The sequence below is a fragment of the Pseudodesulfovibrio tunisiensis genome (assembly GCF_022809775.1).
Classification (GTDB): domain Bacteria; phylum Desulfobacterota; class Desulfovibrionia; order Desulfovibrionales; family Desulfovibrionaceae; genus Pseudodesulfovibrio; species Pseudodesulfovibrio tunisiensis.
The window spans coordinates 3,541,703-3,560,596 of the sequence record NZ_CP094380.1 but is presented as its reverse complement, the minus strand read 5'-3'; the positions used below and the strand labels follow the sequence as shown (position 1 = coordinate 3,560,596).

The 18,894-nt window shown below is 59.0% G+C and carries 15 protein-coding genes; 4 read left to right on the top strand and 11 right to left on the bottom strand.

What is annotated here, in order from left to right:
* Positions 1-64 precede the first annotated feature (64 nt).
* The 10 genes from MPN23_RS16805 to MPN23_RS16755 all read right to left on the bottom strand — a co-directional run bounded on the left by MPN23_RS16805 (position 65) and on the right by MPN23_RS16755 (position 10,641).
* Complete coding sequence (locus tag MPN23_RS16805) at positions 65-487, bottom strand: response regulator (protein WP_243545388.1); 423 nt, start codon at positions 485-487, stop codon at positions 65-67.
* Positions 456-1,778: a response regulator gene (locus tag MPN23_RS17120; RefSeq protein ID WP_341540083.1), complete on the bottom strand. Its 1,323-nt coding sequence runs from the start codon at positions 1,776-1,778 to the stop codon at positions 456-458. Before MPN23_RS17120 ends, MPN23_RS16805 begins: the two co-directional genes overlap by 32 nt.
* The gene (locus MPN23_RS16790; RefSeq protein ID WP_243545387.1) at positions 1,775-3,448 is read right to left on the bottom strand and encodes a sensor histidine kinase; all 1,674 of its coding nucleotides are present in this window, start codon (positions 3,446-3,448) and stop codon (positions 1,775-1,777) included. Before MPN23_RS16790 ends, MPN23_RS17120 begins: the two co-directional genes overlap by 4 nt.
* On the bottom strand, positions 3,445-6,087 hold the full coding sequence (locus MPN23_RS16785) for a PEP/pyruvate-binding domain-containing protein (protein WP_243545386.1): 2,643 nt from the start codon (positions 6,085-6,087) through the stop codon (positions 3,445-3,447). The genes MPN23_RS16790 and MPN23_RS16785 overlap by 4 nt, the downstream gene beginning before the upstream one ends.
* Before the next feature lie 13 nt (positions 6,088-6,100).
* Positions 6,101-6,484, bottom strand: coding sequence for a response regulator (locus MPN23_RS16780; RefSeq protein WP_243545385.1), 384 nt, complete (start codon positions 6,482-6,484; stop codon positions 6,101-6,103).
* 130 nt (positions 6,485-6,614) lie between these two features.
* Entirely contained in the window at positions 6,615-7,163 is a 549-nt protein-coding gene (locus MPN23_RS16775) for a YIP1 family protein (RefSeq protein WP_243545384.1), read from the bottom strand.
* A 27-nt stretch (positions 7,164-7,190) separates the two neighbouring features.
* Positions 7,191-7,340, bottom strand: a complete 150-nt coding sequence (locus tag MPN23_RS16770; protein WP_243545383.1) for a hypothetical protein — start codon at positions 7,338-7,340, stop codon at positions 7,191-7,193.
* A gap of 68 nt (positions 7,341-7,408) precedes the next feature.
* Positions 7,409-9,259, bottom strand: coding sequence for an SLC13 family permease (locus MPN23_RS16765; protein WP_243545382.1), 1,851 nt, complete (start codon positions 9,257-9,259; stop codon positions 7,409-7,411).
* A gap of 24 nt (positions 9,260-9,283) precedes the next feature.
* The gene (locus MPN23_RS16760; RefSeq protein WP_243545381.1) at positions 9,284-10,186 is read right to left on the bottom strand and encodes a CBS domain-containing protein; all 903 of its coding nucleotides are present in this window, start codon (positions 10,184-10,186) and stop codon (positions 9,284-9,286) included.
* 2 nt (positions 10,187-10,188) lie between these two features.
* A complete protein-coding gene (locus tag MPN23_RS16755) occupies positions 10,189-10,641 on the bottom strand; it encodes a response regulator (RefSeq protein ID WP_243545380.1) in 453 nt (150 codons plus the stop codon).
* 1,042 nt (positions 10,642-11,683) lie between these two features.
* Here MPN23_RS16755 and MPN23_RS16750 point away from each other — a divergent pair.
* From MPN23_RS16750 to MPN23_RS16735, 4 genes are all read left to right on the top strand, one after another.
* Positions 11,684-12,817: an HD domain-containing phosphohydrolase gene (locus tag MPN23_RS16750; protein ID WP_243545379.1), complete on the top strand. Its 1,134-nt coding sequence runs from the start codon at positions 11,684-11,686 to the stop codon at positions 12,815-12,817.
* Positions 12,818-12,951: 134 nt separating this feature from the next.
* Positions 12,952-14,850 (top strand): methyl-accepting chemotaxis protein, encoded by a 1,899-nt coding sequence (locus MPN23_RS16745; protein ID WP_243545378.1) that lies wholly within the window; start codon positions 12,952-12,954, stop codon positions 14,848-14,850.
* 54 nt (positions 14,851-14,904) lie between these two features.
* Complete coding sequence (locus MPN23_RS16740) at positions 14,905-15,555, top strand: DUF47 domain-containing protein (RefSeq protein ID WP_243545377.1); 651 nt, start codon at positions 14,905-14,907, stop codon at positions 15,553-15,555.
* 9 nt (positions 15,556-15,564) lie between these two features.
* On the top strand, positions 15,565-17,031 hold the full coding sequence (locus MPN23_RS16735) for an inorganic phosphate transporter (RefSeq protein WP_243545376.1): 1,467 nt from the start codon (positions 15,565-15,567) through the stop codon (positions 17,029-17,031).
* 84 nt (positions 17,032-17,115) lie between these two features.
* Here MPN23_RS16735 and MPN23_RS16730 read toward each other — a convergent pair whose 3' ends face one another.
* Entirely contained in the window at positions 17,116-18,786 is a 1,671-nt protein-coding gene (locus tag MPN23_RS16730) for a sensor histidine kinase (protein WP_243545375.1), read from the bottom strand.
* Positions 18,787-18,894 lie beyond the last annotated feature (108 nt).

The following is an 18,894-nucleotide window of genomic DNA, read 5'->3' as shown; positions in this document are numbered from 1 at the left end:
AAACTCCTTGGTGATCGCGTGAAAGTGAATGCAGTGGCGGCAGGCGTTCGGCCGAGGCCGCGTATCAGATCGTGCCGGGGGCGATGTCCGAGGCATCGGCTTCCCCCTTTTCCACCAGCCGCCGCTCGTGGGCGAGCCGCACCTTTTCCACGATCTCCTCCAGGGATGCGGGCTTGATCAGATAATCGAAAGCCCCCTGACGGATCATGGCCGTGGCGTCATCCAGAGACACGTGACCGGAGAGGCAGATCACGGCGCAGTCCAGGTCGCGCTCGCGGATGCAGAACAGGGTGTCTTCGCCGGAAAGCTCGGGCATCTTCATGTCCAGCAGAACCACGTCGAACGGATCCTGCATCAGCTTTTCCAAAGCGCGAAACCCGTTTTCCGCTCCCTCTGCCTCAAAGCCCTCGATGTGCAGGGCGCGCACCAGATTTTCCCTGAAACGCGCCTCGTCATCAACCACGAGAATCCTGGGTAAGCGCTGCATGTTCCACCTCTTCGGTCTTCAGGGGAAGTCGCACGGTAAATACGGCCCCCTGTGTGTTCTTGGAATCCACGTACACGTCCCCTCCGAGTTGGCCGAGTATCCTGCGGCACATGGAAAGGCCGAGTCCCGTGCCCTCGCCCGGCGGGCGGGTGGTGAAAAACGGATCGAATATTCTGGGCAGGTCATCCCGGGAAATGCCCGGCCCGGAATCCTTGATGCGAACAAAGGCATGGTTGCGGCTCTTGCTGGTCACCACGGTAATCACGCCACCGTGACTCACTGCCTGCACGGCATTGTCCAGCAGATTGAGCAGGGCCTGCCGCAGCAGGGGCGGGTCGGTCGTGAGCCGGGGCATGTCCCGACCAAGAATGTTGATGATCTCCACACCGTCCGGCGACACCTCGCGCCGCACGAGGTGCACCATGTCCGAAACCATCTTGTTCAGATCGACCTCCTGCAGCACGGGTTTCCGGCTCCGCGCGAAATCCAGAAGCCTGCGAGTGATGTCCGAACAGCGCACCACCTGCTTGCGCACCTGTCTGAGGCCGTCGCGAAGCTCATCCTGATCCACGGCATCCAGATACGCGTCCAGATACTCCACTTCCTGCAGAATGATGTTCAGGGGGTTGTTGATCTCGTGGGCTATGCCCGCAGAAAGCTGGCCGAGGGACACGGTCTTCTGGAAACGGATGAGCTGTTCGTTCAGACTGGCCCGCTCCCGGGCCGCATTGCCGAGATCAACCTGGGCGCGCATGAGCAGCCATGACACCGCAACCCCGGCCGCGGCCGTGATCACGGCCGCATGCACGGGGTGCCGGGGCATGATCAGCACGGCGGCGGCAAAGCTCAGGGGCAGGAGGATGCTGCCCCCGATGAGCATGTTTCTGGTGGAGTTGAGCCTCACGCCCCACACCTCGCTCCGGTTGCGCCGCACCCGTTCAAAGGCGGCCCGGATGCGTTCCAGCAGGTCGTCTATGGTGAACGGCTTGAGCACGTAGTCGTACGCGCCCCGGCTCATGCCTTCCAGCCCGGACTTCACGGAACCGTGGCCCGTCAGCATGATGACTTCCACGTCCGGGTGCCGCTTCTTCATTTCCTGGAGCGCGTCCAGACCGTTCATGCCCGGCATTTTCACGTCCAGAACAACCACATCCACGGGATTCGCGGACATGTATTCCAAGGCATCGCGCCCGGACTGGGCCACGGCAATCTCCAGATTGCGCTTGGCCAGACGCTTTTGCAGGAGCTTCAGAAAATCCCTTTCATCGTCAACGGCTAGAACCCGGATCATATCACTCTCTCCTCATGCCTTGCCACGGCCTCGCCAACAGGCAGATGCACCGTGAACACGGTTCCCTTGCCAAATTCGCTCTCCACCGTGATGTCGCCGCCCAGCTTGCGGAGCGTGCTGTAGATGATGGAAAGACCAAGCCCGGTGCCTTCACCCACGGATTTTGTGGTGAAGAACGGATCAAACACCTTGTGCAGGTACTCCTTGGGAATGCCGGTTCCGGTATCCTCCACGGAGAGCCGCACTTCCTGATCCCCGGTCGCGGACCGAACCGTGATCACGCCGTCCTGCCCAATGGCGTCGATGGCGTTTTCCAGCAGATTCAGAATCACCTGCTGCACCTGATTCACGTCCGTGGTGATCTCGGGCAGGTCGTTCAGATCGAATTTCACGTCGATATTGCGGTGCAGTACCTCGTTGTCCAGAAACTTTGCGGTTTCCCGCGCCAGATGGTTGAGGTCCACGTTTTCCTGCAACGGCTCCATGCGCCGGGCGAATCCGAGCATGCGGTGGGTAACCTGACGGGCGCGCTCCACATGGCGTTCGATGTCGCCCACGGCCTCCTGCAACTCGTCCAGCGCCTCGTATCCGTCCAGTTCGCCGTCATTGATGAGATCGCGTATCCACCCCGCGCTCTCGCGGATGATGGACAGGGGATTGTTGATCTCATGCGCCACGCCCGCAGCCATCTTGCCCAGAGACGCCATCTTGCTGGACTGAAGCACGCCCGCGTCCATGGCCGCCTTTTCCCGGTCAGCCTGAACCAGCTTGCGCACCACGGAATTCGTGGTCAGCAACGCCCCGACCGCAATCATGATCACGCCCGCGCCGAACAGCAGCCCGGCAATGGACCGGGAACGCATGAGCGGCGACAGTTCCTCGCGCGGGTCTTCCGTGACCACAAGCACCCAATCCGTGCGATGCAACCGCGTGGCTCCGGCAACCCGTTCGCCTTCGGGCGTATTGCAGCGAAAGACGCGCACGTCCCCGCCCACGTCACGCAGGGGAAGATCAACCCGGGTCAATTCATTGCCCCGGAATCGGGAGGGTGTCTGCAACTGCATTTCGCGGTTCACCAGATAGGCGTCCCCGCCCTCGCCGAGTTGCAGACTGCGGACCAGCGTGGAAAACACATGCGAATCAATGGTGGCGCGAAGAATCCATGTCCGCCCGGCCTCGCGTCGCGTCACCGCGATGATGAAATGCGGATACTGCCGAAACCCCATGAACACGTTGCTGATGTACAGCCCCTTGAGCAGCACCTGATGAAACCACGGCTGTTCCTTGTAGTTGAGGCCCTTGAGTTCATAGGGGCCGGCATAGGCGACCTGCTTGCCGGAACTGTCGATGATGCCGAGATCAATGATGGAGCGGGACGTGCCGAGCAGCGTGTCGAGCAGGGAGTCCAGATATTTCTGATCGGTCATTTCGGCATAGGTATGCGTGCCCGCCAGATTCCTGAGCTGAACCACGCGCTCGGCCAGAAACACATCCACGGCATCGCGCTTGTTGGCCACGATGAGGCGCAGATGGTCCTCGACCTTGGTGGTATAGCTCTCGCTGAATTCGGAGTGCAGAAAATATCCGAGAGCCAGCAGAGGAATGAGCGAAAAGCAGAGCGTGATGACGATGAGCTTCCAGCGAAGCTTGCGATACGTGGCGATGGTCATTGCGAATCCTCCCCGGATTCCGGCTCCCCGTCGGCCCCGGAACGTCCGGGGCCTTGGGGATGAGGGTGAGGAATGCTGTCAGGCTTTCCAGTCGGGTGAAGAAAGGTTTCGATTTCCGTTTCGATTCGCTTGAGATACGCGTCCACGACCTCGGGTCCGGTCATGGCCATGTCCAGTTGCCGGGTGTGCACGGCCAGATGCCCCAGCACGACCATGGCATCCAGCACCACGGAAGCTTCCTCGTTTTCCATGCGAGCATACAGGGCGTCGCCCCGGACCTCGGTCACGAATCCGAGCGGTTCCAGCACCCGCCGAATCAGTTCGGCCCGAAGCTCGCGTCGGTCCTGTGCCGCGGCCCCGCCCTTGAATTGAAAGAACACGTAATTTTCGCCGGAGTCCGGACCGGCATGGCCCTCGACCGTACTGAAATGAAATCCGTACCGGGATTGCAGATTGCAGTAGTGCCGGTCGATCATGAAATAGTTGCGATCCGCCATGGAACTCCCCAATTCCGGAGAGAGTGCGGGATTGGCCGCAGCCTGCCCGAACAGATCGACCAGCCCGCGCGCATCCGGCGCAGGCGGTCCCTGCCAGGGCATCGCGGTCATGCCGCGCCACAGGGCAAGCATGGGGTCGGAACAGATATGCTCAAGGTCCACGGTGTCGGATTCCGGGTCCGCATCCCGGGAAATGCCCTCGCCCAGATCAACAATCCAGTATTGCATGGTCCGTTCGGCCACGAGTCGCCTGCCCAGCGGCATGTCGCCGTTGCCGCGAAACATTTCGCGCACGCCCATTTCGTGACAGTAGCGGGTCAGATCATGCAGTGTCCGGCAATGTTCCGGCGCGAATTCGGGACCATCCGCATGCAGCAGATTGAGCGGCGTGACCAGGGGGACGACCTTCTGAAGCTTCTCCATGACCGGCGTGCCTTCCATGACGGATAGCCGACACACGGAATCCGGAAACATCTCGCTCCTCCGTCCGGAATATATTTCGCCATGCGTGCCCGACACGGTGACGGTCTCCACACCGGCCAGCATGTCCACCGCGCCCTTGAGTCCGACAACGGCGGGAATGGAAAACTCACGTGCCACATTGGCCAGATGCCCTGTGGCACTGCCGTTTTCCGCCACGAATGCCGCCGCCTTTGGCAATATGGCGGCCAATCTGGGGCGGGCATTGCGTGCCACAAGTACCGCGCAATCCGGAAATCCGAGCATGTCCGCGTCCTTGTCCACCACGTACGGTCTGCCTGCGCCCACGCCCGGGCTGGCCGGGATGCCGCCGGAAAGGAGCAGATGCTGCGCATCCCCCCGAGGGGCGACAAAGGCGTCCTCTTCCCTGTCCAATGGACGGCATTGTAGAAGAATCAGCCCGCCGTCCTCGGCCACGGCCCATTCCACATCCTGCGGGCCGTCGAACTCGGATTCGAGCCGAAGCACCAGTCGCGCCAGTCGATCAAGCTCCTCGGGGCCAAGCACGGAAGCGGAGCCATGTCCGTTCACGGGAACCCGCTCCAATCCTCCGCCTTCGGCCTGTCCGTATTTCCAGGTCTTTTCCGGCACCGAACCGGACACGATTTCAAGGGAATCACGATCCAGCGACCAGACATCCGGGCTGGCATTGCCGTCCACGACGCCGACCGGCAGCCCGGGGACAGCACTTACGGACAAGGTGCGTCCTGTTGCGTCCATGGGATCCACGGAATAGGCCACCCCACCGGCACGAGCCGGTACCATGCGCATGCACCCCACGCACATGGCAAGTTCCTCGCCGCCGATGCCCCGGTTGAGCCGATAGGTCATGGCCGAAACCGAATACATGCTGGCCACGACCTCGCGATAGGCTTCCAGCACTTCGGAGGGGACCACGTTCAGCACGGTCCTGTACTGTCCGGCAAAACTGATGCCCGGCAAGTCCTCGCCAACCGCACTGCTGCGAACGGCCAGTCGGAGTGATCCATCCGAATTCATCCGTTCCAGTTCCTCGGCGACCGCCTCTTCCAGCCCGTCCGGAAACGGGGCCTCGGCAATGAGGCGGCTGATGCGGGACTCCAGAGCGAACAGGGCGTCCAGTTCCTCGGCCTCGGCAACCTGAATCATGCGGTCGATCTCGTCGCGCAGTCCGCTCTGAAGCAGAAAACGCCGAAATGCGGCAGCCGTGATCACGAACCCCTGAGGAACGGTCACGCCCAGTAGATGCCTCGCCTCTCCCAGCATGGCCATCTTGGGGCCGATGTCGCCGGCCATCTGTCTGCGGGCACGGGACAGCGGCACGCACAAGGGACCGTGAATGGGGCCCTCCACTGGTTTGACGATCTCGTTTATTTCCAGAACGATGCGGTTGAAGACATCCTTGAGTGCATCATGACGGCCCGGGGCCATTCGGCAGAGCCGATCGATCATGCGACTGACTCCGGATGCGGCCTTGACGCAATGGGAGCGCACCTGGGTCATGCCGAAGGGGCGCTCCCCGATCAGGCTGTCGTTCATGTCGGCCATGGCATCCAGCGCCTCGGCATTGGCCGAAAGCAGCAGCCGGAAATTCTCGCAGCGCGCACGGCACTGCCGGATGCGCTCCTCGTCGCCCCTGCATGCGGTTCTGCGTCCCGGGCGAAGTGAGTCCAGGATCATCATGTCCGCCTCCGGGTCAGGCCACGCCCGCAACGCCCGCGCGCACGGCTTCCTGAATCTTGAAGTAGAGTTCGTCGGTTCCCACGGGCTTGAGCATGTAGTCGAATGCGCCGTATGCCATGCCCTGAAGCGCGGCTTCGGAATTGGCGTGTCCCGTCAGCAGAATCACTGGCAGACCCGGGGCGATCTTCTTGATGGTCTTGAGTGCTTCGATGCCGCTCATGCCCGGCATCATCACGTCCATGACCACCACATCGAAATGCGCGGCCTTGATGGCCTCGATCGCATCCCTGGCTCTGGGAGCCGTGCTGACCTCGACATTGCGGCGCGCCAGTCTGCGTGCATAGGCGATGAGGAAGTCACTCTCGTCGTCGACAAGAAGAAGCTGTATCCTGCGCATGGCGATCCTCCGGGTTCCGTCCCGATGGGCCGAGGCGTGCGGGCCCCGGCCCGGGGACAGGAATGGTGCTGCCTGAGCCGACAGCGATTATGTAAACGGGGGCCGGATGCCCCGGTCCCCGGGGCGGCCGTCAGGCCAAGAGGGCGCGAAGCTCCATGACCACCGGAGCCAGGGTCCAGAAAAACATGAGCAGCAGAAAGGCGGTGGCAACGACCATGGACGCGGCCTTGAGCTTGCCGAGGCCGCACGCCTTGACCAGCCCCACGCCCACCAGCAGAGCCCGCACCGGTTCCAGCACAATGGCCAGCCCGGGAATCCAGGACACGACCATCATCGCGCCCGTGGCATAGGCATAGATGTTGAAAATTCTGGCGAACTCGATCCGCTCGGTGTGAAACATGCCCACCAGAATGTAGGTGAACAGGGTTGCCAGCAGCGGCATGAGCAGGCCGTTGGCCATCATGACCACGCCCATCTGCAAGGAACTCTCGAAAAAATAGCTCATGCTGACCGAGGCATAGAACAGGGCCGAAATGAACAGGAACATCCACGCCCTGCGCGTGCCTGTCTCCCCGGCCACATCCGCAAAGAACACCGCTGGATGTCGCATCAAATTGATCAGAATCTCGAAATATTCCTTGATATTGAGATTTTTCACAGTTTCGGTTGCCGCACTCATGTTGAACCCTCCTGTCCCGTCGGGTTTCTACTGGATCAACGATTCCACCACGCCCCAGCACAGCATGCACAGGGTCAGCAGAAAGCAGATGATCCGCTCGGTTCGCTTGGAAAAATAGGTCACGCCTTTCTTGTGTTCGAAAAATCTGGTGTTGGTTTCATTGCTTGTGCCATTCATGTCCTGTCTCCTTGGATGGCCCGGCGGCCCTTGCGGACCGCCGGGGAGGTGAGTGAGGATGTGTCTCGTCAGAATCCGGGGAGTCCGGAGAATCCTCTGATGTTCCAGTATACGGCGGTGAGCACCACGATCATGATGTTCGCCACGAACCACATGGGCACGCCAACACGCAGGTAGTCCTTGGGCTCCAGATAACCGGAAGCGTAGACAATGGCGTTGGGCGGGGTGCCGATGATGAGGCAGTAGGCGAAGGAAGATGCCACTGCCGTGGCCATGGCCATGAAGGGCAGGAAGGTGGTGCCGGGATGCACGATGCCAGCCATGTTCAGGGTGATGGGACCGACTGCCGCAGCGGCCGGACCGTCAGCCATGAGGTTGGTCAGCACAGCGGTAAGACCGTTGGAGGTGAGCATCAGCGGGATGCCGTGGTCCATGCCCAGCGGGGCCAGGAGATCGACAACCGAACTGGCGAGCCAGTATGCTGCACCCGTGGAGTCCAGGGTACGACCGAAGATGATCGCGCCCGCGTACAGCCACACAACACCCCAGTCCACCTTTTCCTGATAGTCGCGCCAGTTGACCACACCGGCCAGCAGGTAGGCGACAGCACCGGCAACCGCAATCACGCCGATGCCGAGACGGACGGGGTAGATGCCCATGTTGAAGAAGATCTTTTCAGTGAACCATCCCCAGACCATGACGACGAAGATGATGACTGCCCAGATCTGGTTTCTGTTCCACTTGCCCATCTTGTCGATTTCGCTTTCCAGATGCTTCATGGCCGGAGCGAGGGACTTGATTCTGGGCTTGAACAGCATGTTCACGGCGATCCAGGTGATGGGGATCATGACGATGACAAAGGGCATGCAGTAGGTAACCCACTGAAAGTAGCCGATGTCGAAACCGAACATGTCGGTCAGGTAGGTCATCATGATGACGTTGCGTGCGCCGCCGGACGGGGCGCCGGGACCACCGATGTTGCACGCCATGGCAATGGTGATCATCAGCATCTTGGCAAGTTCCTTGTCCTCGGGGATTTCCTCGGTCAGGCTGTTCTGGTAGAGCAGCATGCCGATGGGCAGGAACATGGCGGCGAGGGCGTGGTCGGAGATGAACGCGGCCAACGGAGCGATCACGATGAAGAAGATCAGCGTGATCCACCGCACGTTGGGCACGGCCAGCTTCTTGAACATGAGCAGGCACATGCGCTTGTCCACACCGGTCTTGACGAATGCAGTGGCGAACATGAGTGAACCCATGATGAACCAGCATGCGTCGGACCAGTAGAGCATGGCCACCTGTTGTCGCGTGACGACGCCGAAGAAGACGAGGATCAGACCGATGCAGAATGCCACGCCCGGCAGCGGGATGCATTCCGTCATGAAGCAGAAGACAACGAAGACGACCATGGCAATGGCGACCTTGATGTGCCAGGCGCCCTTGTCGGCCTTTTTCTTGTCTCTGGCAGTGAGATCATCGTAATCCAGCGTCTTCATGCGATAGTCGAATGCATTCTGCATGACTTCCTTGTAGCGCTCGGCGCTGACGGTCTGCTGGATGAAATCCCTTGCCTGCTTGAAGTTGGCCTGATCAACAGGAATCTTGTACTTTGTGCACCACTTTTCGTTACGCTTGAGAAAACGCTCCTTGGAGAGCGCGCCCATGCGCATGTTGCGTTCCATCATCCGGGCCGTGAGAATCTCCCACTGCTCGGCCTGGGAGGAATCCTTGTTGAAAAGCTGCTCGGTAATCAGCCCGGTCACGGCGCTGGGGCCGACCTGGTACTGCATGCCAACCTTCCTCATGCCGTCCGGCGTGGGAAGAAGGACCATTATGGTGAACAGCACCACGGGTATGATGAACAGCTTCCAGTCCACATACTTGTCGTATCCGGTTGCTTTCTTCTTTGCTTGAGCCATGATTCACCTCTATTTCCGCTCGATTCAGCTTGCGGAAACGATCCGCGAGATTTCGAAAAAGAGTTCCTGTTCCCTGACCACGCCGACGTCCTTGCCGTTCTCGGTGACGATCAGCCGCCTGACCCCGTTGGTGACCAACGTGTCGGCCACGTCCATGAGGTTGGCTTTCGCATCGACCGAAGGCGGGTTGTCGGACATGAAGCTGCTCACGGGCTGAGCAACGACTTCACGGGTGCGGGAGGTGAACAGCCCCTGCCAGAACATGGCCGAGTACTGAAGACTGTCGGCCGTGGACGGTTTGGGGGCGGAAAGGTACTCGGGGCGAACCGCGCCGATCAGATTCCGGGGGCTGAGAATGCCGGCCAGCGAACCGTCGCGACGGCGAACCAGAACCGACCGATGCACGGAGTCGATGAGCCTGTCCGTGGCGAGCAGCCGTTTCTTGGCTTCCTGCAGGGCAAGGATGGCATCCTTGATCGTGCTGTTCTCATCGATGACCGTGTAATCCTCGATGGGAATCATCACTTCGGCTGCGGTCTTTTCCTTGTAGACGTGCTTGCCGCCATGAGCCACGGCGTCCTCGATCTTGGCGGCGAGAAGATCGATGTCGCAGGGTTTGGCCAGATAGTCGAAGGCACCGCTCTTGAGGGCCTGCTGCGCACTCGGCAAATCGCCGTGTCCGGTCAGCATGATCACCTCGAGGTCGGCCTTGGCAGCCTTGATCCTGGTCAGCGTTTCATGTCCATCCATTCCTGCCATCCGAACATCCAGGACAACCACGTCCGGGTTCTCGGACAGCATGGTGAGCGCCTGCTCGCCGCTTTCGGCGAGGATCGTCTCGAACCCCTTCCTGGCAAGTATTTTCGCAGTCGTGGTGCGAAAACGCTCCTCGTCGTCGACCATCAGAACTTTTATGTTCGTCGACATTGCTACCTCCTCTCGGTGTTTTCCGTGTCCCTGCCCGCAACCGGCAGCTCGGTCCGGCAGGCCTTAAGGATTTTTTGCTTCTGCCTTTTGACCTTTTCAAACGCGTCTTCAGCCTTCTCGAGAAAGTTCTTCATGCTCAGGGGCTTTATAAGGTAATCCATTGCGCCGAGTTTCAATCCTTCCACAGCCGATTCCATGGTTGCATGGCCTGTGAGGATAATGACTTCGACCAACGGGTTTTCCTTCTTTATCTTGCGGAGTGTCTCCATGCCGTCGATTCCCGGCATCTTGATGTCCATGAAAACGACATGAATGTTTTCCTTGTTTATGAGATCGACAGCCTCTTCACCGTTTGTGGTGGTAATGACTTCAATCCCCATCTTGTTGAAGAGTTTTTTCGTGGTCTGAAGCAATCTTTCTTCATCATCCACAAGCATTATCTTCATAGCTTCCATGTCTACACTCTCTGATGCGTTGTTTTACTATCTCTATGGGGATTACTTATTTGATTCGCATGTGCCATTACGCGATGCTGAACCTCCATTCATGCATGGATACAAAGCAATCACTATGCCACATGAAAGTAGCTGTTTTTATTGTATTTATTCATGCAAAAACAGACTTTGTGCCAGAATGGACCTGGCAGAACCGATGTGCGGATCGGGCTGGGAATCCTCATCGACGGGCAGGCCTCGGAACATGTCCTCACCCGGAAAAATCCACAACAGACTGGAATACTAGGGAAACAAAGGATTCAGCACGCTTGGGGAAAGCGCAAAACGGACATCGCGCAACTTTTTGCCATGAATTCGCAAGCGTCGTGCAAAGGCAAAAGGTCAAACAGGCCGCCTCAATCCACTAAAAATGGACAGCCCCGAGTCACCTCGGAAAAGCTCTTGGCAGGCCCTTGATAACAGCTCGAAAAAACATGACTTTATTTTTCCATTTATAACATGCCGTATTCGCAATGCGCAGCACCGGAGGCCCACGTCCCGCCATCCGGCACACCTGCATCATCCAAATTCACGCAATCCATACGCGCGGGAGAGAAAAAAGCACGAAAAGAACGCGCAAGCGACTTACGGCTTCTCGCCGTTGTCTCCCGGCATTTCCGGCAAGAGAAATCGTTGTTTTCCCAGCCGGGATTTATATCCAAGCATATCAGCATATAAAATCCGGCATATCGCTTGGAACGCATTTTGCCTTTGTCCACGGCATCACAACGCCTTCCCCCCGGGCACAAACTGCAACAGCGGTGCGGAGACCGCATTCGGCATGACAGAAATGGAATACAGAACGCTATTCAAGCACCTTCCTCAACCGGCAATCGTCATCACCCGGAACAACTGCATCGCCGATGCAAATGTTCGCGCAATGCAGGCTTTTGCCGACAAGGAAACAGAGTCTCCGGGACAGGGGGTTGAACGCATGGAAAAAATGCTGCTCCCATGCATTTTGAACGAACTGGACAGGTTCAGAAACAACAGAGCCTCGTCCATGACATTTGAAAAGACACTTGAAGGTGACGAGTCCCTGCCGCTCGAATTCAAGTTCAGGCTGGCCAAGGCCGACCCGAACATGAGCAGAAGCGGCATAGTCGCCGTACTTACGGACGTGACCACACGCAAACGCGCTCTGGAGGAGTGCAGTCGGCTGGCCACGATCATCAACACCACGGACGACGCCATCATCAGCATTGATCACGACGCGACGATCCGTACGGCCAACAAGGGTGCGGAAACCATCTACGGCTACTCCTCCGCGGAACTGTTGGGGCATTCGGTCTACGTGATGGTTCCGGATTCCCGCAAGGAGGAGATGGCCGCCATCCTCGCCAAATGTGCGGCCGGGGAGTCAACCTCCCGGTTCGAGACCTATCGAAAACGGCGCAACGGCGAAATATTCCCGGTCTCCGTCACCTACTCTCCCATTTTTCAGGGCGACAATGTTCAGGCCATGTCCGCCATTTCCCGCGACATTTCCGAACGAAAACGCGTGGAACACGAACTCAAGGACAGCCACGGCCGCCTCAACAACCTGCTGGAAGAAACCGTGAAGGCCCTGTCCACGACGCTGGAACAACGCGACCTGTACACGGCGGGTCATCAGCTTCGGGTATCCATGTGTGCACAGGCCATAGCCGTGCGCATGGGACTGGACAGAAACGACATTCAGGCCATCAGAATGGCCGGACTGCTGCACGATATCGGGAAGATTCGCATTCCCATGGCCATCCTGAACAAACCCGGCCGGTTGTCCCCCAGTGAAATGGCCCTTGTCCGGGATCACCCGGAAACCGGCCTCGACATAACCAAGAACATCCCCTTTCCCTGGCCGGTGGGCCAGATCATCCACCAGCACCATGAACGTCTGGACGGTAGCGGCTATCCGAACGGAGTCATGGGCGAGGACCTGTGCATCGGCGCACGGATCATTGCCGTGGCCGACGTGCTGGAGGCCATGTCCTCGCACAGGCCGTACCGGCCCGCGCTGGGGCTCGAACTGGCTCTGGACACGGTCATGGGAATGCGAGGAACGGCCTTTGACAGGAATGTGTGTGATGCGCTCAAGGATTTGATCGCAACCGGAACCATCATGATCCGACAGGGAGGACTGCAGGTATGTCCGTAAGATCAAAGCTCATCTTGTTGCTCTCAGTGTCCATTGCCGGCTTTGTCCTTGTTTTTCTCGCAAACATCGTGGGAAAAACCGAGACACGCCGAATTCAATGCCTACAGACGGCTTCCGAGTCCTGCAACCTCGCGGTGCTGCAATGCAGACGACAGGAAAAGAACTTCCTGCTCCGCAGGGACGAGGAATACGCAACCCGGTTCCAGTCCGCTCTGGGCAATGCCAAGGCTTCGCTCAATTACATTGCGGGAGCAGGTGACACCAATGCCACGGCCAGGGATCGGGAAATCATAGCCAAATCCCTTGAAGCATACGGAATAAGCTTCACCCGCGTGGTCAACATCGAACGCAAGGTGGGGCTCACCGAGTCCGACGGATTGCGCGCGGTGTTCATCGGCGCGGCCAGAGCAATGGAACGCAAGCTCAAGGCGCTGGACAAGGAAGAGGCGCTCATCGCCCTGCTTCAGGTCCGCCGCCACGAAAAAAACTACCTGATCCGCGGCACGCAGGTCTATGTGGACAAGACCAACAAGGAATACAACCGCCTTGTCGGACTCGTGGATGACATGATCCTGCCCGAGGGGACCAAGCTCGACCTCAAGGCCACGCTGACCGCGTATTACGATGCCTTCCGGGAACTGGTGCAGGCCAAGACGCAAGCAACCAGTTTCGTGCAGCAGTTCATCGAGAACGGCCGCAAGCTCGAACCCGCGGTCAAGGCGCTGCGCGATCATTTCCAGGCGGAAGAAGAACGTATCCAGAACATGGTCGACTACTGGATCGTGGGCATTGAAGTGGCGGTGGCCGCGATTCTTGGCATCATTTCTCTCTGGGTCTTCTTTGGCGTGACCAAGCCGCTCAAGGTACTGACCGAATATTCCCATGCGGTTTCCACCGGAGACCTCGACTCCAGCGCGGATGGCAAGTTCTCCAAGGAATTCGACATGCTGAGAAACGACATCAGCACAATGGTCGAACAACTCAAACTCAAGCTGGAAGATGTGCGCGAACAACGCATCGAAGCACAGCAGCAGGCGGAAAACGCCCGCAAGGCCATGGAAGAGGCCAAACGTCAGGAACAGGAAGTCCGGCTGCTCTGGGAACGCATGCAGGAATCCGCAGTGCTGGCCGAAGACTTTTCCGGCCGGGTCGCCCGATCCGCCGAGGAACTCGCGGCCATGATCGAACAGGTGCAGCAGGGCGCGCAGGTGCAGACCCAGCGCATGCGGGAAACGTCCACTGCCATGGAACAGATGAACGCCGCCGTCTTTCAGGTGGCGAAAAACGCCAGTGACGCCTCCACCAATGCCCAGGACGCCAAGGAAAAGGCGACTCGGGGCGCGGAGCTCGTGGAATGCGCGGTCAAGGCCATCGCCGTGGTCAACGAACACACCGACCACATGCGTGACGGCATGCAGAATCTGGAACGTCAGGTGGAATCCATTGGCGAAATCATGGACGTGATCAACGAAATCGCGGACCAGACCAACCTGCTCGCCCTGAACGCGGCCATCGAGGCGGCGCGGGCAGGCGAAGCGGGCAAGGGATTCGCCGTGGTCGCGGACGAGGTCCGCAAGCTGGCCGAAAAGACCATGCAGGCCACGCAGGAAGTGGATCGCAGCATCCATTCCATCCGCGAGGCTACCGGCGACAACATCAGGAACATGCACGACGCGGTGGAAGCCGTGGAGGAAAGCACGCGGCTGGCCACGGAATCCGGCCAATCCCAGCAGGAAATCGTGCAACTCGTTCAGGCAAACACCATGCAGGTGACGGACATAGCCTCGGCTGCGGAACAGCAATCCGCTTCCGCGGAACAGATCAATCAGGCCGTGGACGAAGTGAACACCATTGCCCAGGAATCCCTTACCGGCATGAACAGTTCCTTCGAAGCGGTTTCCGCATTGACTGGACTTTCCGAAGAACTCATGGAAATGATTCAGGATATGTTGCGTACGGATTCTGACAGAAAATCCGAAGCAGCCACAGAGCTGCCGGTAGGCATGCAACCCGAAACACAACTACAGGCTTAACACGGCGGGCGTCCCGGATTGGCCGGGACGCCCAATCGACCACAGGAGACCCACATGGAATTCAAGCTGCTTCGCCGCCAAGTACGACTCATCAAGCGCATCGACGAATTTTTCAACTACCTCAGCGAATCCGGCATCACCTTCAAACTCGGGGTAGCAGCCTATCTTCGTGGGGACATGGACACCTTCAACGACAAACTCAAGGCCATCGGTCGATCCGAGCATCTGGGCGACGAACTCAGACGCGAGATCGAACGGGACATGTACACCAAGACCCTGATCCCGGAATCCCGGGGCGACGTGCTCGAACTTCTCGAAAACCTCGACGCCCTGCTCGATCGCTTCAAGGCCGTGATGTGGCAGTTCGACATCCAGCAACCCGCCGTGCCCGAACCGCTTCACGAGGACGCCAACAATCTCTGCGCCTATGTCGTGGAAGCCGTGGAGGCCATCGTGCTGTCGTCACGCGCCTTTTTCACGGATCTCAATCAGGTGGCCAACACCCTGCACAAGGTCTCTGCCTGGGAATCCGAGGCCGACTACGTGAACACGCGCCTCCAGAAAAAGATATACCGCATGCCCGGAGTGGAACTGGCCTTCCGCAACCAGCTCCGGGATTTCGCCCGCCGCATCGACAACATTGCGGACGCGGCCGAGGACGTGGCCGACAGGCTCAGCATCTACGTGATCAAGCGGTCGCTCTAGGAGGCATTCATGACACCCGTATTCTTTTCCAGCGGGCTGTTCCTCGGCTGGTCGCTGGGCGCGAACAACATGTCCAACGTGTTCGGCACGGCCGTGGGAACACGCATGATCCGATTCCGCACCGCCGCCATCTGGTGCAGTGTCTTCGTGATTCTCGGTGCGGTGATCAGCGGTGCCGGAGCAACGCAGACCCTGGGCAAGCTCGGCTCGGTCAACGCCCTTGCCGGGGCATTCATGGTGGCCCTTTCCTCGGCCATAACCATGTTTCTCATGACCAAGGCCAGCTATCCGGTTTCCACGTCCCAGACCATTGTCGGGTCCATCATCGGCTGGAACCTGTTTTCCCAGTCCCTCATCGACTATGGTGCGCTCACGCAAATCCTGTCGACCTGGGTCTTCTGTCCGGTACTTGCCGCCATGTTCTCCATGACACTGTATCTCATCTGCCGCAGTTGCCTTTCCCTGTGCAAACCGCACATGCTGATGCAGGACGCCCTGACCAGAATGGGGCTGCTTCTGGCAGGCATCTTCGGGTCCTACGCACTTGGCGCAAACAACATATCCACGGTCATGGGCGTTTTCGTGCCCATCTCCAACTTTCAGGACATATCCGTCTTCGGACTGTTCACCCTGAATGCGGCACAGCAGCTTTTCCTGCTCGGCGGGCTGTCCATCGCTCTGGGCGTATTCACCTATTCCAAGAAGGTGATCATGACCGTTGGCGGCGGCGGAATCATGCGCCTTTCCCCGGTTGCCGCGTTCATCGTGGTGGTCTCCCATTCACTGGTTCTGACCATCTTCTCCTCGCAGGGCCTGAACACGGTGCTCAAGTCCTGGGGCCTGCCGCCGATCCCTCTGGTACCGGTATCCAGTTCACAGGCCATCGTGGGCGCGGTCATCGGCATAGGCCTGCTCAAGGGCGGCCGCACCATCCGCTGGCGCACCGTGGGAGCCATATGCAGCAGTTGGGCCGTGACCCCGGTCATTTCCGCGCTCATCTGCTTTGTTTCCCTGTTCTTCCTGCAAAACGTCTTTCAGCAGACCACGTTCAAGCCGGTCCGCTACAGCCTGACCGCAGACGCCATGACGCGGCTGGCCCGTTCCGACGTGGACACATCGCAGCTTGAACCGCTCCGCGACAAGCTCTTTCCCAATGCCGTTGAGTTCAAGTCCGCAATGCAGGAACACAGCTTCCTGAAGGACCAAAAGCTGGAACTGGCCATAGCGTCGGCAAAGCTGCACTCCATCGAAATCACGCAGGACAGGTTGAACGATCTGCCGCTGAAGTGGATCACCGGGGAACAACGCTCGGCGCTGGACACACTGGTTGGATCGCACTACCGCCACAACTGGCAATTGGCTGGCGCTCTGGCCCGGGCTTCCTCGCATTGGCGACCCATTACCGGCGACAAGGAAAATCAGCGCGAACTTCAGGACAAGGTGGAATACCTTCAGGACTTCTTTGCCGCGCCCTGACCAGCAAACCCCATGAACAGCAAAACGGCCGGGAATTGCAGAATTCCCGGCCGTTTCATTGTGATCGGAATACAGATTGCCAGATCAATCCGAGGCAGGCAGGACAATGACAAAGGTGGTTCCCTTGCCCGTTTCGCTCTGCACCGAAATTTCACCTCCGAGCGAGGTGATGATGCCATAGCACACGGACAGGCCCAGCCCGGTGCCCTTGCCCGGGGCCTTGGTCGTGTAGAAGGGGTTGAAGATTCGCTCCAGATTGTCCCGGGGAATCCCGGTTCCGTTGTCCGCTACCGTGATTCTGACCCGGCCCTGCTCGTCGCGAACAGCCTTGATGTCAAGGATTCCGCCTCTTGAGCCGTGCTGATCGACAAGAGCGTGAATCGCATTGTTGAGCAGATTCAGCATGACCTGCTGCAACTGCCCCGGATCGGCCTTGACCGCAGGCGTGTCCGGGGCCACGTCGCAATGCATGGCAATGCCGTGCACTGCGGCCTTCTTTTCAACCAGACCGCCCACGCCGGGCAGGTATTCCACCAGGTCGATGCGTTCCAGCACGGGTTCGCCGTACCGGCCGAACTTGAGAATCTTTCTGGTGATTCCGGCGCACCGCCGAATCTGAAGCATGAGCTGCTCCACGATCTCCCGCAGCTCGGCTATTTCGCCGTCGCACCGACCCTTCGTCTTTTCCGCAATATCCCCGGCCACGAACTCCATGAGCGCAAGATCACTTTTCATGACCTGAAGCGGATTGTTGATTTCATGGGCGAATCCGGCGGACATCTCCCCGAGCTCGGCCAGACGCGCGGCCCGGAAAAGCTGGTTTTCCAATCCGGACACGGCCTCGTCCTTGCTCCGCAGGCTCGCAGCGATTCTGCCGCTGATGTACACGGCCAGCCCCACGATGGCTCCACCGCCGATAAGCATGATGATCACGATGAGTACCGAGGCCCGCTGGATCGGAGCATAGGCCTCGTGCTCCTCCTGACGGACCATGAGCCGCCAGCGACCGTCATTGAGCGGGGAGGCCGCGTAGATGTAGTCGTTTTCCCTGTCGCTCAGGCGAAACGTATGCGTCGAAGCGGCCGGCTCGGGATACTCAAGCCCGTCCGGCTCCAGAATCACGCCGTTCGAAAGCCTGCTGATCTGCGGCACGCCCTTGCGGTTCACGATGTATGCCTCGCCGCCCAGAGCCGCACTGTCCACCAGCGAACTCAGGGCAAGGGGGTTGAGCGTCGCGCGCATGACCCATATCTCGCCCATGCGTTCCCGGGCCACAGCCAGAGTCACGTGCGGCTCGTTGCGGAATCCCAGATACACGTCGCTGATGTAGGACATGGTGCGCCGGGCGTTCACGTACCAGAGCGCGTCCGCATATTCGCGATCCTCCAGCTCGTATGGGCCGAAATACGCCACCTGACGCCCTGAACCGTCGATGACCCCGATATCGATGAACGCGGATGTGGAGGACTGCAGATCGTGAAACAGTTCCATGAGTCCCTGCTGGGAACGAAGCGTTTCCATGGGGGCCAATGCCAGAGCCAAATCCAGATCGGACCGGCACTCGTGCAGAAAATCCCCGATCTTCCGGGCATGATACTGGGACTGCTGCCGAAGCGAGGAAAACGCCATTTCCTCGATCGTTGCCGAATACGAGTAGTAGCCCACGGCAAGGGAGATCAGAAACGGGACCAGGGGCACGACGATCATGCCCGCGAGAATGTGATGACGCGCTTTTCTATACTGTTCGTGTTTCATCGTGCCAACCACGGTTTTGCGCAATAGCATGCGCGATTTTCGCAAACTCTTTTGCCAAAAAACGTCTATCGATTCCAATAAGTTGACCAGCAACCACATGCAAGCCCT